The organism is Corallococcus interemptor, assembly GCF_003668875.1.
Taxonomy (GTDB): domain Bacteria; phylum Myxococcota; class Myxococcia; order Myxococcales; family Myxococcaceae; genus Corallococcus; species Corallococcus interemptor.
Map to the genome: position 1 here is coordinate 58,082 of NZ_RAWM01000034.1, position 14,240 is coordinate 72,321.

Here is a 14,240-nt window from a genome sequence, read left to right on the forward strand (position 1 = left end):
GCGGACGGTGTGTCTCGGAGGTCTTCGCTACGGCGGCGCGAGCCGGACTTCTGGCCTCACGTCCGAGAGCAGGCCCAGCACTTCATCCCGGTAGGGCAGTCCCGCCTGCGCTCCCAGCCGTGTCGTCGCGATGGCGGCCGCGGCGTGCGCGAACTGCGCGGCGGTGAGGAGCGGGTGGGACTCCGCCAGCCCGACACTCAGTGCCGCGGAGAATGCATCCCCCGCTCCGGTGGTATCCACCGTGTCCACCGGCAGGTCGGGCAGCCACGCCTCCTCCTCCCTCGACACCAGCAGACTGCCTCCGGGTGCCGCGATGATGGCCGCCCCCACGCCTCGCAGCAGCAGGTTGCGCGCGGCTCGTCGCGCGGAGGCGCGGTCGTGCACCCGGATTCCCGTCAGCGTCCTGGCCTCCAATGCGTTGGGCCGGATGACGTGCACGTCCTCCAGCAAGACCTCCGGCAGCGGCACGGCCGGCGCGGGATCCAACACCACCCGGACTCCCGCGGCTCTCGCCAGGCGGACCGCGGCCTGGACCGCGTCCAGCGGCACCTCCAACTGCACGAGCAAGACCTTCGCGGTGGCGATCCACTCCGCGCTCCGCAACACATCCCGGATGGACAGTCTGTGATTGGCTCCCGGCGAAAAGAACGTCTGCTTCCTTCCGTGCCCATCCACCATCACCAGCACCGCGCCCGACGGCGTCGTCGCATCGGTCCGCACCGCGTCCAGCGACACGCCCTCCCGTTGCAGCCGCGCCACCTGCGCCAGCCCGCGTCCATCCGCTCCGACCCTCGCCACCAGCGTGGCGTGCGCCCCCAGCCTCACCGCGGCCACCGCGGCGTTCGCCCCCTTTCCTCCGAGCGCTTCCTGGAAGACGTCGCCCTCGGCGCTGCCTCCCGGCTCCGGGAACGACCTCCCGCGCACCAGGTAGTCCGTCGCCACGCCCCCCACCACCACGATGCGTGGGCTCATGGCGAAACCCCTCCCCGTGCTTCCTGCGTCAGGTGCTGGAGGAACCAGTTCCGCGCAAGCCCCGCCGCCTGTTCGAGCGTCCCCGGCTCCTCGAAGAGGTGCGTCGCGCCGGGAACGATCTCCAATCGTTTGTCCATGCGCAGCGCCTCACATGCCTGACGGTTGAGCGCAATCACTTGCGTGTCGTCCCCGCCCACGATGAGCAGCGTCGGTGCTCGCACCGACGGCAGCAGGGCTCCCGCCAGGTCCGGACGGCCGCCCCGGGACACCACCGCTTGAAACGCCTCAGGCATGCGCCCCGCGGCCACCAGCGCCGCTCCCGCGCCCGTGCTCGAACCCATCAACCCCAGTGGCTGGCTCCCCAGCGCCGGCAGCTGCGCCAGCCACCGCGTCGCTCCCACGAGCCTTCGCGCCAGCAGCTCGATGTCGAAGCGCAGGTGCCGCGTCCACCGCTCGGCTTCCTCCTCGTCCTGCGTGAGCAGGTCCATGAGCAGTGTCGCCAGCCCCACCTGTTGCAGTACCCGGGCGACGTACCGGTTGCGCGGGCTGAAGCGGCTGCTGCCGCTGCCATGCGCGAACAGCACCACGCCCGAGACCGACTCCGGCACGCTCAGCATTCCCTCCAGCTCCACGCCGGGCTCCGCCTCCAGCCGGACCGCGTATTCCGAAATGCGTGGCTCCATGTCTCAACCCTCCTTCCGGACTCACGGCGCCACCGGCGCGCTCTCCTCACCGTGCGCCGCGCGCGCCAGCAGCTCGCGCACCTCGTCGTCGGTGGTCTGCGTGAAGTCCTCGAACCATTGGCCTACCGCGTAGAACGGCGCCGGGGTGTGGACGCAGACCACCGCGTCCGCCTCGCGCTCGAACTCCGCGCACGTCTCCGGCGCCCCCACCGGCACGCCCACCACGACGCGCGCGGGCCCGTGCTGGCGCAGCGCCCGGAGCGCCGCCCGCATGGTGGAGCCCGTCGCCAGCCCGTCATCCACCAGGATGACCGTCCGCCCTTCGACCCGCGCGGGCGGCCTGCCCTCCCGGAAGAGGTGCTCCCGCCGGACCAGCTCCCGCGCCTCCCGCTCGGCGGCCGCGGCGATGGCGGACTTCGGAATCCCCAGCCTCCGCACGACGCTCGCGTTGAGCACCGTGACGCCGCCCGTGGCGATGGCCCCCATGGCCAGCTCCTCATGCCCCGGCGTGCCGAGCTTGCGCACCATGAACACGTCCAGCGGTACCCCGAGGATCCGAGCGACCTCGAACCCCACCGGCACACCGCCGCGCGGCAATGCCAACACCAACAGGTCACCGCCCCCGCCGAGCAGGACGCGGAGCCGTTGCCCCAGCGCACGGCCGGCGTCGACGCGGTCTCGAAACATTTGCATGACGTGCCCCCACCTCTTGAGGTGGAAGACATGCCGGGAGGCAGCAAGGCCGCCCTGCCCGTCCGCTCGCATCACACCCGAGTGACTGATTCAGCGATCAACCATTAACAAACATTCGTACCCGCCCCCGCGTGCACAACGCAAAGCGTTACCTGCCTATCGTCTGCTCCGCGTCAAACCCAACGCAGGGAGTCCCCCATGTCGAAGGTCTATGAAGCTCCGGGTCAGAAGGGCAGCAAGGTCGAGTACAAGAGCCGTTATGGCAACTACATTGGCGGTGAGTTCGTCCCGCCCGTGAAGGGCCAGTACTTCGAGAACATCAGCCCCGTCACCGGACGCCCCTTCTGCGAGGTTCCCCGCTCCACGGCGGAGGACATCGAGAAGGCGCTGGACGCGGCGCACAAGGCGAAGGACGCGTGGGGCCGCACCGCTCCGGGTGAGCGCGCCAACATCCTGCTGAAGATCGCCGACCGCATGGAGCAGAACCTGGAGATGCTCGCCGTCTCCGAGACGTGGGACAACGGCAAGCCCATCCGCGAGACGCTCGCCGCGGACCTGCCGCTGGCCATCGACCACTTCCGCTACTTCGCCGGTTGCATCCGCGCGCAGGAAGGCTCGCTCAGCCAGCTGGATGACAACACCGTCGCCTACCACTTCACCGAGCCGCTGGGCGTCGTGGGGCAGATCATCCCGTGGAACTTCCCGCTGCTGATGGCCGCGTGGAAGCTGGCCCCCGCGCTGGCCGCCGGCAACTGCGTGGTGCTCAAGCCCGCGGAGCAGACCCCCATCACCATCCTCAAGTTCGCGGAGCTGGTGGGCGACCTGCTGCCCCCCGGCGTGCTCAACATCGTGAACGGCTTCGGCATCGAGGCGGGCAAGCCGCTCGCCAGCAACAAGCGCATCGCGAAGATTGCCTTCACGGGTGAGACGACCACCGGCCGCCTCATCATGCAGTACGCCTCCGAGAACATCATCCCCGTCACCCTGGAGCTGGGCGGCAAGTCCCCCAACATCTTCTTCGAGGACGTCTTCGCCAGGGACGACGACTTCGCCCAGAAGGCGCTGGAGGGCTTCGCCATGTTCGCCCTCAACCAGGGCGAGGTCTGCACCTGCCCGTCGCGCTCGCTCGTCGCCGAGCGCTTCTACGACGAGTTCATCGCCAGGGCGGTGGAGCGCACGAAGCGCATCGTGCAGGGCAACCCGCTGGACACCGCCACGCAGATTGGCGCGCAGGCGTCCAACGACCAGCTGGAGAAGATCCTCAGCTACCTGGACATCGGCAGGAAGGAGGGCGCGAAGGTGCTCACCGGTGGCGGGCGCAAGGCGCTGCCCGGCGCGCTGGCGGAGGGCTACTACGTGGAGCCCACCATCTTCGAGGGCAGCAACAAGATGCGCGTGTTCCAGGAGGAGATTTTCGGCCCCGTCGTCGCGGTGGCGAAGTTCAAGGACGCCGAGGACGCGCTCGCGCTGGCCAATGACACGCTCTACGGCCTGGGCGCTGGCGTGTGGACGCGCGACACCCACACCGCGTACCGCATGGGCCGCGGCATCCAGGCGGGCCGCGTCTGGGTGAACTGCTACCACCTGTACCCCGCGCACGCGGCGTTCGGCGGCTACAAGCAGTCCGGCATCGGGCGTGAGACGCACAAGATGATGCTCAATCACTACCAGCAGACGAAGAACCTGCTCGTCAGCTACGACCCGAAGCCCATGGGCTTCTTCTAGGACGCCCGCGCATGCCCGTGCCGCGCGTCGAGGCCACGCCGGCCGTCGAGGCCTCCGAAGGCGTGCGCTTCCTCATCCGCTCACGCCTGTTCACCGACGACGAGTACCGCGCGCTGGAGCAGGAGGGGCCCCCGCTCAAGGGGCCGCGACGCTGAGGGGCGCGCTCCGGGGCAGGCGCAACGTGAAGGTGGCGCCCTGCCCCGGCTGGCTGTCCACGTCGATGCGGCCGCCCAGCGCTTCCACAATCTGGCGGCTGATGTAGAGCCCCAGCCCCATGCCGCCGTAGTGCCGCTCGCTCACGGCGCGCTCGAAGCGGCCGAAGAGGCGCGGCAGCGCGTCCGCGTCGATGCCGATGCCCTGGTCGCGCACCTCCACCCAGGCCTCGTCGCTCGCGTCCACGCCCGCGCGCACCGACACCGGGTGGCCCGCGCCGTACTTCGCCGCGTTGGTGAGCAGGTTCACCAGCACCTGGTCCAACCGCGACGCGTCCCAGTGGCCCGGCAGCGTGCGCGGCAGCTCCAGCTGGAGGGGACAGCGCGCCTGGGCGAACACGTCCTCCAGGCGCTCCACCGCGTCGCGCGTCAGCTGCGCCAGGTCCACCTCCGCGCGCTCCAGCGACAGCTTGCCCAATGACAGACGGCTGACGTCCAGCAGGTTGTCCACCAGCGCCGTCAGCCGGAACACCTGCCGCTGCGCGGTGTTGAGCCGTCCTGTCACCAGCGACGGCGTGCCCGAGGACTCCAGCGCCCGGCCAATGAGGTTGTGCTGGAGGATGAGGCTGGTGAGCGGCGTCTTCAATTCGTGGCTCGCCACGGAGAGGAACTCGTCGCGCAGCCGCACCGCGGACTGGGCGTCGTGGAACAGGCGCGCGTTCTCCAGCGCCACGCTCAGGCGCAGCGCCAGCTCCTCCGCCATGCTCACGTCCGCGGCCACCAGCGTGCGCTGGGGCTCCGCGGTGAACAGCGTGATGACGCCCAGCGTGCGGCCCCGCGCGCGCAGCGGCACCGACAGCACCGACGTGGGCGACAGGTGGTCCACCAGCGCCCGGTGCCCGGTGCTCGTGGAGAAGTCTTCGCACCGCATGAAGTCCACGTGGGAGAGGAAGCGGACCTCGCCGGTCTGGAAGCACTGGAGCGCCGGGTGCGCGGGCCCCCGGTCCGTTCCTCCCAGGGCCGCATGCAGCCGCGCGTCGTGCTCGGGCACGCGGTGGGCCGCCGTCACCCGCCGCAGGGTGCCGTCCGGCGCGGCCAGGTCCACCAGGCAGCCGGTGGCCACGTGGTCCACCACCAGCCGCGCCACCTCCGGCAGCGCCGCCTCCACGTCGTCCAGGCGCAGCGCCAGCACGCGGCTTGCGTCCAATAGCAGCTGCAGCCGCTCCTCGGCCTCCTTGCGCCGGGTGACGTCCGCCATGGCGCCGGTGAGCTCCGTCACCTTCCCGTCCGGCCCGGCGAAGGACTGCCCCACGCTGTGCAGCCAGCGCACGCCGCCGTCGCGGCGGATGACGCGGAACTCCGCCTCGAAGAAGCCCGGCGCCTCGCGCTGATTGCGGCGGAACTCCGCCTCCACGTGCGGCCGGTCCTCCGGGTGGAGGTATTGCAGCAGGTCCCCCACCGGCAGGGATGAGTCCACCGCCGGCAGGCCCAGCAGGTGATTGAGCGCCGCGTCGCGCAGCTCCTTGCCGTGCACCAGGTCCAGGCGCCACGTCCCCATGTCGCCCGTCACCAGCGCCTGCCGCAGCCGCTCCGAGCGCTCGCGCAGCGCTTCGTAGAGGGCGGCGCGCTCCAGCGCCTGCGCGCACTGGTGCGCCAGCGCCTCCAGGAACGCGCGCTCCGCGGCCGGGAAGACGCGCGGCTCCGGCCACCCGAGCAGCAAGAGCCCCCGCGCGCGCAAGTCCCCCCACAGCGGCACCACCGCGCGGGCCCCCTGCCCGTGGCTGCGCGCGAGCTCCGCGTCCTGCGGGTAGCGCGCGACGAACTCCTCCAACGAACCGAACCAGCCCGCCTCGCGCCGGATGCACTGGATGCCCTCGCGGGCGGCGCCGCTCGCCGGGCGGTGGAAGGCGGCCAGCGCGTCCTCGGAGTACCCCAGCACGCGCAGCGGACGCACGAGGCCGTCCTCCTCCAGCGCCAGCACCGCGACGCGCGTGGCGCCGCTCGCCTCCCACACCTCGCGCGCCAGCACCTGGGCCACCGCGTCCTCGGTGGCCGCGCGGGACAGGGACGCCGTCACCGCCTGCAGCCGCGCCGTGCGCGCCTGGGCCTGGCGGGCTTCGCCATACAGGCGCGCGTTGTCCAGCGACAGCGCGGCCCGGCGGGCCAGCTCACGCGCCAGCTCCAGGTCGGGTTCGCCGTAGCGGCCGGCCGCGCCGGACATCAATGACAGACATCCCAGCACCCGCCCGCGCGCCACCAGCGGCACCACCATCACGGAGCGGCAGCCCAGGCGCCAGGTGTCCTCCATGGACTCGTTTCCCCGGGCCGCCTCCAGGAACACCTGCTCGGGCACGTCCGGGATGAGCCGGGCCTCTCCGGTGCGCAGCACGTGGGCCACGCCGAGGGAGCCGTCCTCCCGCAGGGCCCAGCGCCCGGCGATGGCATACACGGAAGGCACCAGCGCGGAGTCCCGGTGCGCCGCGGCCCGGCGCACCACCGCGCCGGACGGAGTGACGACGTCCACCGCGCACCAGTCCGCCAGGTCCGGCACCACCAGCTCCGCCAGCTGGCGCAGCACCGTGGGCTCATCCAGCGACGACGCCAGCGCCTCGCCCGCGCGGGCCAGGAACGCGAAGCGGCCCTCCTCCGCGGCGCAGGCCCCACGCGCACCGGCCTGGGACGCGGGGGACACGACGTTCGCCGTCACGGCGGACGGCGGCCGTGTCTCACCGGTGGGCTCGGTTGAAGGCTCAAGGGAGGGTTCGGGCATGGAGCGCGGGCCACGACGTCATGGGGATGACGCCATACCAATGGGACATTCCGATAATGACGGTCTAAGACCTGCCACAAGCCGCGGCGACCACCGGACTCCCATCGAGTGTCCGGCAGGCAACCCACCGGCGCCCGGCGGCTCAGCCCGCCGCCACGTCCGGTGAAGGCGGGTTCCACCACACCGCGCCCTTGCCCTGGATGGCGGCGTGCGCGCGCTCCCGCACCGCCCGCATGCCCGCCGGGTCCAGGGGCCGGAAGGCCGCGGCCGCCTGGAGCGCGGCGTCCTGTTCGTTCGGGAAGCCCATCCCCAGCAACATCACGTCCGGCTCCAGCGTGAGCGTGTACCGCACGCACTCCGCCACCGACAGGTGCGGCAATTCCGGCGTGCCCGGCGTCTGGTCTCCAGAGCCTGGGGAGCTGACCTTGCCGCGAGGACGCGCCTGGAGCGGCCGGCCGTAGCCCTCCGTGTCCCCCAGCAGCTTGCCCGCGCCGAACGTCTTGAAGGACACCACGCCCACGCCCTTCTCCCGCGCCAGGGGCAGCACCTGTTCCACGTAGCGCGCGTCCACGAACGGCCCCAGCGGGAACATCACCACGTCACACCGGCCCGAGCGCACCGCCGCCACCAGCGCGTCCGGGTGGTGGCAGGAGATGCCCTTGAAGCGCGCCTGCCCCTTCGCCACGCACGCCTCCAGCTGCTCCAGCGCGCCGCCCGGCCGGGCCAGCGCCTCCCACTGCGCCAGCGACTTCACCGCGTGCAGCGCGAACAGGTCCACCCAGGGCAGGCCCAGCCGCCGCAGGGACAGCTCCACCTGCGGCGCCACCGGCGCGTCCAGCGCGTCCACCTTGTCGATGACGAACACGCCCTCGCGGCGGCCGCGCAGCGCCTGGCCCACCACCTCCTCGCTCAGGCCGTCCTCGTAGCCGGGCGCCGTGTCGATGACGTTGAGCCCCGCGTCCAGCGCCCGCGCGAGCGTGGCGATCAGCTCCTCGCGCGGCACCGTGCGGTCCGCCAGGTCGCCAATGCCCACCGCCGTGGCGGTGAAGCCCGTGCGCCCCAACGCGCGGCGCGGGGTGAAGCGGGGAAGCGAGGTCGTGGTCATGAAGAAGTCCTCCCGTCAGGAGGCAAGCATCTCAACGCGAGCCGCGCCCCGCCCGGTTCTTGTCCCAGATGGCTCCCAGGATGAGCAGGTAGGCCACCAGGCGGATGACGTACAGGTAGTGGATGCGCTCCGTGTCCAGGTCCGGTCCCACCACGGCGCCCAGCAGGTTGTTCAGCCCCATCAGCGTGAACGCCAGGGAGAACAGCGCGAACAGCCGGTCCTTCGACTGGAGATAGAAGCGCAGGAAGAACAGGGCGCACGCCAGGTACGCCATCATCACCGCGCCATCGAGCAGAGGCTTCCACATGCTCAGGACACGTCCCAGATGAGGCCGAAGAGCAACACGCCGCCCCCCACGAGCGACGTGAAGGTGCGGGCCAGCGACAGGTCTCCCGCGGGAATGACCACCAGGTCCACGAAGAGCAGCACGTTGTTCACCGTGAACGCCGAGAAGCACAGGCCGCTGTAGAGCAAGAGCTTCATCCGCGTGCGCCGCCAGGCCCTCAGCAGCAGCACCGCGCACGCGAGGCTCGTCAGCGCACACAGGATGTAGACCGCTTCAGCCATAGGTCAGTCGCCGTCCTTCTTGATCACGAACGCGTCCGCGAAGCCCCGCACCCGGTCCATGGGGCGTGAGAAGATGAACGAAATCACGCTCACCCGGCGCGCGGCGTACGCCGCGGCCAGCTCCGCCGTGGCCTGTACGTCCTCCGAGCGGCCGGGGCTGAAGCGGTAGGCGTCCTGCTCCACCCCATCCTGGAGAAGCAGCCCGCCCGTCTTGAGCTCCGCCATGCGGCGGGCCGCCGAGGCTTCGGTGATGCGCAGCTCCAGGGCCACCGCCGACGCAGACCACGCCCGGTCCGTCCGGGCGCGAAGCAAGAGGAGGACCTCCAGCTTCTCGATGGAATCGATGTGCGTCGTGATGAAGCGCTGGACCCGTGGAGAAAGGCCGGCGTCAGTCACGTCTCCACCTATGGACCCAGATACTTTGTGAATCAACCTTTTCGGTGATGGCGGTTGTTAACAGTCTCACACGAGCCTGGCCGTCTGGCTGGTCCGGGTGCGTCACGCCGGGGGCCCCCTGATTCCGCCTAGTTGCGGACACGGGGGGCGGGAGCGCGGACGCGGACGTCCATGCGGGCATCGCCGGCCACCATGCTGCTCAGCGCTTCGGGTTGGGCCGGGGACAGGCGGGCCACGGCGCGCAGGGCGGCCACCAGGATGAGGGACTCCAGGCTGGAGGGCACGGACAGCCCCTGGGGGCCGGCCTTCACGGGCAGGGGCAGCCGGGGCGCGCGGCCGGCGGCGGACAGCGCCTCCACGGCGTAGCCGGGGCGGGCCTCCAGCGACACGGTGATGGCGGGCAACCCCTGGGCCTCCTTGTCCGCGCCGTGCACCTGGAGCTCCAGCAGCCGCCCCAATGAGCCGGGGGACAGGTAGAGCGCCAGGCCCGAGGGGCCGTCGTCCTCGCCGTGGAAGACGCAGCCCTCGTAGGTGTGCTCGTGCGCGCCCGTCACGTCCACGGTGAAGGCCTGGCTGTCGTCCCAGTGCGTCCAGGGCTGCGCGTCCCAGAACTCGGTGGCGGCCTGGACGAAGAGCAGCGCCTTGTCGCTGCCCAGGCCGGACACGCCCATCTGGCCCCACGCGAGGAAGGTGGCGATGGCCGCCCGCGCGGAGAGGGCCGCCAGGGACGGAGGCGCCACGGCCAGGCCCAGCTCGGAGGCGGCGTCCGCCAGGGCGGGCTCGCACGACACGTCGGACGGCTCCAGGCCGGCGATGAGGGCGCGCACGCCGGCCAGGTCCGTCTGTTCGAAGACGGGCGGAGACGGGTCGCCCGACTCGCCGATGCGCAGGTAGACGCCGGTGGTGCCCACGGAGAGGGGCACGGGACCCAGCTTGAGCAGATGGAACATGGCGGACCCTCCGGGCACGCGGTCGGTGCGTCTCGGCTCACCCTCCCCGGACGCGGGGATTCGCGTCCAGGGACCGGCGCACCAGCTTCATCAGGGCCCGGATGTCGAACGGCTTCTGGAGGAACTCCATGCCCGGGTACAGGCGCTTGAGCCCGTTGACGTCCACGGCGCTCATGCCCAGCACGGGGATGTGGCGCAGGGACGGGTCCTGCCCGATGCGTTCAATCAGCGCGGGGCCGTCCAGCACGGGCATCATCCAGTCCGTGAGCACCAGGTCCGGCTTCACCTCCGCCATGCGCTCCAGGGCCTCACGGCCGTGGGACGCCGTGAGCACGCGGTAGCCCTCCTCGCGCAGCAGGTCCGCGAGCGCCTCCAGGATGCCCTGTTCGTCGTCCACCACCAGCACTGTCTCGGTCGCGGGAACCACGGAGCCTCCGAGGTCAGGAGTGGTTGCCCGGGAAGCGGGCGATGCCGGTGAGCAGCAGCTCGGGTGACGGCTGGAAGGGCGGCTGGATCTCGATTCCCTGGCTGGTGATGAGGAACTCGCGCAGCGTCGGGTCGTAGTCCGCGTCCCGCAGCTTGAAGATGGAGAGCAGCCGCCGCAGGCGGCCGTTGAGCTCCAGGTGGCGCATGAACAGCAGGTTCTCCGCCACGCCGGACAGGCCGGTCCCCAGGGGCACGTCCATGTCCGGGCCGAAGAGGCGCGGCGTCTCCAGCGTGAAGACGGTCGTCACCCCGTGGCGTCGCAGCTCCTGCGTGAGCGCCGCGAAGAAGGGGCTGATGCGCGCCGGCTCGTTCGTGGTCTCCACCATGGCGCTCAGGCCGTCCACGAACAGCCGCTTCACGCCGCGCTTGCGCACGTCCTCCAGCATCGTGTGCGCCACCAGGTCCAGGTTGCACTCGGCGGGCATGTTCCACTGGAGCGACAGCCGGCCGTCCTTCACCGCGCTGCCCAGGGACAGTCCCACGTTGGCCGCCTTGTGCAGCAGCCGGTCCGGCCCCTCGTAGAAGCTCACCATCAGGCAGGGCTCGCCCAGGCGCAGCCCCTCCGACAGGTGGCTCACGCCGAGGATGGTTTTTCCGCAGCCCGGGGGCCCCATCACCAGCGTGGTGGACGCCGCGGCGATGCCCTCTGGAATCATGGCGTCCAACGTGGGCACGCCGAAGCGCACGCGCTGCGTGCCCCAGTCCGGCGGCTGCGCGCGGCTGACCATGGTCTCCAGGCGGGGGAAGACCTCCAGGCCCGACTCGGAGATGCGGAAGTGGTGCGTGCCGTTGAGGCTGGCGCTGCCCCGGAACTTGCGCACCTGGATTTCGCGCCAGGAGCGCATGGCCGCCGTGCGCTCGCGCAGCTCCAGGATGCCGTCCACCATGGTGTATTCCGGGTGCACGGTGGGGCCCACGCTGCTCGTGAGCAGGAGCGCGGTGAAGCGCGACAGGCCGGCGGACACCTGGAGCTCGTGGATGAACTTCTTGAAGTCGCGGCTGCTGCCCGCGGCCTCCTGCGCCTGCACCAGGCCGTCCAGCACCAGGATGCCCGCGCCGTGGTTGCGCATCTCCCGGCGCAAGAGCTCCAGCAGGCCCGGCAGCCCCTGCTCCTCCAGCATGCGGAAGCCGCTGACGTAGTAGATGCGCTGCGGCAGCTGGGAGGCGTCGAAGAACGACATGCCGCGCAGGTTCGCGAGCATGCGCGAGTGCGACTCCGCCAGCAGCGTCACGTACAGGCAGCGAGTGCCCTGGCGGGCCTGCGAGTAGCACAGCTGGTTGGCGAAGAGGGTCTTCCCCGCGCCGGGCTCCCCCACGACGATGTAGACGCCTGAGGCCACCAGGCCACCGCCCAGGATGGGGTCCAGTCCGGGCACACCTGTCGTGATGCGATCGAAGACAGGGGCGTGCTGCTCGCTAGGGGACATGGCGACCGCTCATACCGTAAAACCCGGGGTGTCGCCCTGGGAGTTTCACGCCGGGGTCCCCTGACTGCCTGGAGCCCTCAACCCGTGGAAACCCTCGTCCGGTTCGCCGAAGGCCTGGGGCGCTTCTCCGCGCGCTTCGTCCCCAGCGCCTTCGCCATCGCGGTGCTGCTCACCCTGCTCACCATGGCGCTGGCCCTGGGGTGGGTGGGCGCCGCGCCGCCGGTGGTGCTGGACGCGTGGGGCGGCGGCTTCTGGGAGCTCTTGACCTTCTCCATGCAGATGGCCCTGGTGATGTTCACCGGCTATCTGTTGGCGCTCACCGCCCCGGTGAAGGCGCTGCTGGAGAAGGTCGCCAGCCTGCCCGGAAGCCCCCGGAGCGCCACCGCGCTGATGGCGGCGGTGTCCATGGCGCTCGCGTACTTCAACTGGGGCCTGTCGCTGGTCGCCAGCGCCATGCTGGTGCGCTTCATCGCGCGCAGGCGCCCGGACGTGGACTACCGGCTGCTGGTGGCGTGCGCCTACTTCGGGCTGGGCGCCACGTGGCACGCGGGCCTGTCCGCCTCCGCGCCGCTGCTCGTCGCGACGCCGGGGCACTTCCTGGAGAAGCAGCTGGGGGTCATCCCCATCGACCGGACGCTCTTCTCCCCCTTCAACGTGGGCCTGACGCTGGCGGCGGTGGCGCTGCTCACCGCGCTGGCGTGGGCGCTGCACCCGTCGCCGGAGCGCACCGTGCGCGTGGAGCCCGCGGTGCTGGAGAAGCTGGGCGACTTCGTTCCCCCGGAGAAGCCTCAGGGGAAGTTGAGCCCCGCGGAGTGGCTGGACCACGCGTGGCTGCTCAACGCCATCTTCGGCGTGCTGGGCCTGGCGTGGTTCGCGCGGCACCTGTGGCTGAACGGCGGCTGGAAGGCGCTCAACCTCAACGTGGTGAACTTCACCTTCCTCATGCTGGCGGTGCTGCTGCACGGCACGCCCGCGCGGCTGCTCAAGGCGAGCGAGGAGGCCGCGAGCGTCCTGCACGGCATCGTGCTGCAGTTCCCGCTGTACGCGGGCATCTACGGCATCTTCAAGGCCACGGGGCTCACGGACCGGATTGGTGAGCTCTTCGTGTCGCTGTCCACGCAGCAGACCTTCCCCGCCATCGTGTACCTCTACAGCGGCGTGGTGAACTACTTCGTGCCCTCCGGCGGCTCCAAGTGGGCCATTGAAGCGCCCTACCTGCTGGATGCGGCCGGGCGGCTGGGCGTGGCGCCGGAGAAGGTGGTGCTGGCGTACGCGTGGGGAGACATGGCCACCGACCTCATCCAGCCCTTCTGGGCGCTGCCGCTGCTGGCCGTGGCGCGGCTGGAGTTCAAGGACATCCTCGGCTTCCTCCTGGTGGCCTTCCTCGCGTACCTGCCGCTGGTGACGCTCGGCTTCTTCCTCTTCGGATAGCGCGGTGCGCCGGCCTCCAGAGCCCGGGGTTTCCGGGACTCGGGGAATGGGACCGGGATGTTTCATGGTAGACAGGCACACCCAGGGGCCGGACGTGGGCCGGCCCTGTTCAACATCAACGAGGGGACCCCAAGACATGAAGAACCTGTTCAACGGAAGCGTGCTGTGCGCGGTGCTGGGTGTGGCGTCGGTGGCGGGAGCGCAGGAGGCGGCGGCGCCGGCGGCGGAGTCGGCGAAGGCCCCCAGCGCGGACGCGGTGCGCGACACCTGGAACTACTTCTACAAGGGCCAGGGCCAGGGTCCCGTGCTGGTGGAGGCCAAGCTGTGCACGGAGGTGGCCAAGGACGGCCCCAACAAGTTCGAGTGCACCGCCGAGGTGGGCCCCGAGGGCGTCAAGGCGAACACCAACGTGATGCTGTGGCAGAGCTACCTGGTGCCCCAGGGCGACTCCATCGACGACCTCACGGTGCAGGTGAAGCAGGGCTCCACCGTGCGCGAGACGAAGGACGTGAAGGTGAAGGGTGACGGCTGGCGCGCGCGTCAGTGGACCGGCGTGCGGCTGCCCAAGGCCGGCAACTGGACCGTGTCCGTCATGCGCGGCGATCAGGTCCTGAAGGAAGTGCAGGTGAAGGTGCTGTAAGGCCTTCATCCCGTTCACCATCAAACGCATCCATCGACGCCCGCCGGGGAGACCCGCGCGGGCGTCTTTCTTTACCGTCCCCCCTCCCTCCGGTCGGCAGGAATTACCGGCTGGCGGACATGGACCCTGCCCTTCCACCCGGCTCACCGGGACTTCCGTCGAGGGGACACCTTTGCCAGGACACGTTGGCCGCGCGCTTGCAGTACGGCTTGGGCGCGGTTGAAGGGCGGGGGAGTCGGGGTT

The 14,240-nt window shown here is 70.8% G+C and carries 15 protein-coding genes; 4 read left to right on the plus strand and 11 right to left on the minus strand.

The window, feature by feature from the left end; genetic code table 11:
- Positions 1-27: 27 nt before the first annotated feature.
- From D7X96_RS15355 to D7X96_RS40945, 3 genes are read right to left on the minus strand one after another with little or no spacing between them, the layout of a single operon-like run.
- Positions 28-972, minus strand: a complete 945-nt coding sequence (locus D7X96_RS15355) for a ribokinase (protein WP_121770057.1) — start codon at positions 970-972, stop codon at positions 28-30.
- Positions 969-1,655: a dienelactone hydrolase family protein gene (locus D7X96_RS40940; RefSeq protein WP_121770058.1), complete on the minus strand. Its 687-nt coding sequence runs from the start codon at positions 1,653-1,655 to the stop codon at positions 969-971. The genes D7X96_RS15355 and D7X96_RS40940 overlap by 4 nt, the downstream gene beginning before the upstream one ends.
- Positions 1,656-1,676: 21 nt before the next feature.
- A complete protein-coding gene (locus tag D7X96_RS40945) occupies positions 1,677-2,348 on the minus strand; it encodes a phosphoribosyltransferase (RefSeq protein WP_121770065.1) in 672 nt (223 codons plus the stop codon).
- 198 nt (positions 2,349-2,546) lie between these two features.
- Between D7X96_RS40945 and adh the strand changes: the two genes are divergently transcribed.
- Together adh and D7X96_RS15375 are read left to right on the plus strand one after the other, a co-directional pair.
- Positions 2,547-4,073, plus strand: a complete 1,527-nt coding sequence (gene adh / locus D7X96_RS15370) for an aldehyde dehydrogenase (protein ID WP_121770059.1) — start codon at positions 2,547-2,549, stop codon at positions 4,071-4,073.
- Positions 4,074-4,084: 11 nt separating this feature from the next.
- Positions 4,085-4,228 (plus strand): hypothetical protein, encoded by a 144-nt coding sequence (locus D7X96_RS15375; protein WP_244219593.1) that lies wholly within the window; start codon positions 4,085-4,087, stop codon positions 4,226-4,228.
- On the opposite strand, the gene D7X96_RS15380 is transcribed toward D7X96_RS15375, so the two are convergent.
- The 8 genes from D7X96_RS15380 to D7X96_RS15415 form a co-directional block, all read right to left on the minus strand.
- Complete coding sequence (locus D7X96_RS15380; RefSeq protein ID WP_121770060.1) at positions 4,209-6,995, minus strand: sensor histidine kinase; 2,787 nt, start codon at positions 6,993-6,995, stop codon at positions 4,209-4,211. The genes D7X96_RS15375 and D7X96_RS15380 overlap by 20 nt on opposite strands.
- Positions 6,996-7,137: 142 nt before the next feature.
- A complete protein-coding gene (locus D7X96_RS15385; protein ID WP_120548093.1) occupies positions 7,138-8,100 on the minus strand; it encodes an aldo/keto reductase in 963 nt (320 codons plus the stop codon).
- 31 nt (positions 8,101-8,131) lie between these two features.
- Positions 8,132-8,407 carry a DUF5985 family protein gene (locus D7X96_RS15390; protein ID WP_120548092.1) on the minus strand — a complete coding sequence of 92 codons (276 nt, stop codon included), beginning with the start codon at positions 8,405-8,407 and terminating at the stop codon, positions 8,132-8,134.
- Positions 8,408-8,409: 2 nt separating this feature from the next.
- Positions 8,410-8,667 (minus strand): DUF5985 family protein, encoded by a 258-nt coding sequence (locus D7X96_RS15395; RefSeq protein ID WP_120548091.1) that lies wholly within the window; start codon positions 8,665-8,667, stop codon positions 8,410-8,412.
- A 3-nt stretch (positions 8,668-8,670) separates the two neighbouring features.
- Positions 8,671-9,063 (minus strand): hypothetical protein, encoded by a 393-nt coding sequence (locus D7X96_RS15400; RefSeq protein ID WP_120548090.1) that lies wholly within the window; start codon positions 9,061-9,063, stop codon positions 8,671-8,673.
- 128 nt (positions 9,064-9,191) lie between these two features.
- A complete protein-coding gene (locus D7X96_RS15405; RefSeq protein WP_121770061.1) occupies positions 9,192-10,013 on the minus strand; it encodes a hypothetical protein in 822 nt (273 codons plus the stop codon).
- Between the two features lie 37 nt (positions 10,014-10,050).
- Positions 10,051-10,440, minus strand: a complete 390-nt coding sequence (locus tag D7X96_RS15410) for a response regulator (protein WP_121723938.1) — start codon at positions 10,438-10,440, stop codon at positions 10,051-10,053.
- A 13-nt stretch (positions 10,441-10,453) separates the two neighbouring features.
- Positions 10,454-11,926: an ATPase domain-containing protein gene (locus D7X96_RS15415; protein ID WP_121770062.1), complete on the minus strand. Its 1,473-nt coding sequence runs from the start codon at positions 11,924-11,926 to the stop codon at positions 10,454-10,456.
- Between the two features lie 84 nt (positions 11,927-12,010).
- Between D7X96_RS15415 and D7X96_RS15420 the strand changes: the two genes are divergently transcribed.
- On the plus strand, positions 12,011-13,357 hold the full coding sequence (locus tag D7X96_RS15420; RefSeq protein WP_120548086.1) for a short-chain fatty acid transporter: 1,347 nt from the start codon (positions 12,011-12,013) through the stop codon (positions 13,355-13,357).
- Positions 13,358-13,493: 136 nt separating this feature from the next.
- Positions 13,494-13,997 carry a hypothetical protein gene (locus D7X96_RS15425; RefSeq protein ID WP_120548085.1) on the plus strand — a complete coding sequence of 168 codons (504 nt, stop codon included), beginning with the start codon at positions 13,494-13,496 and terminating at the stop codon, positions 13,995-13,997.
- Positions 13,998-14,240: the final 243 nt, after the last annotated feature.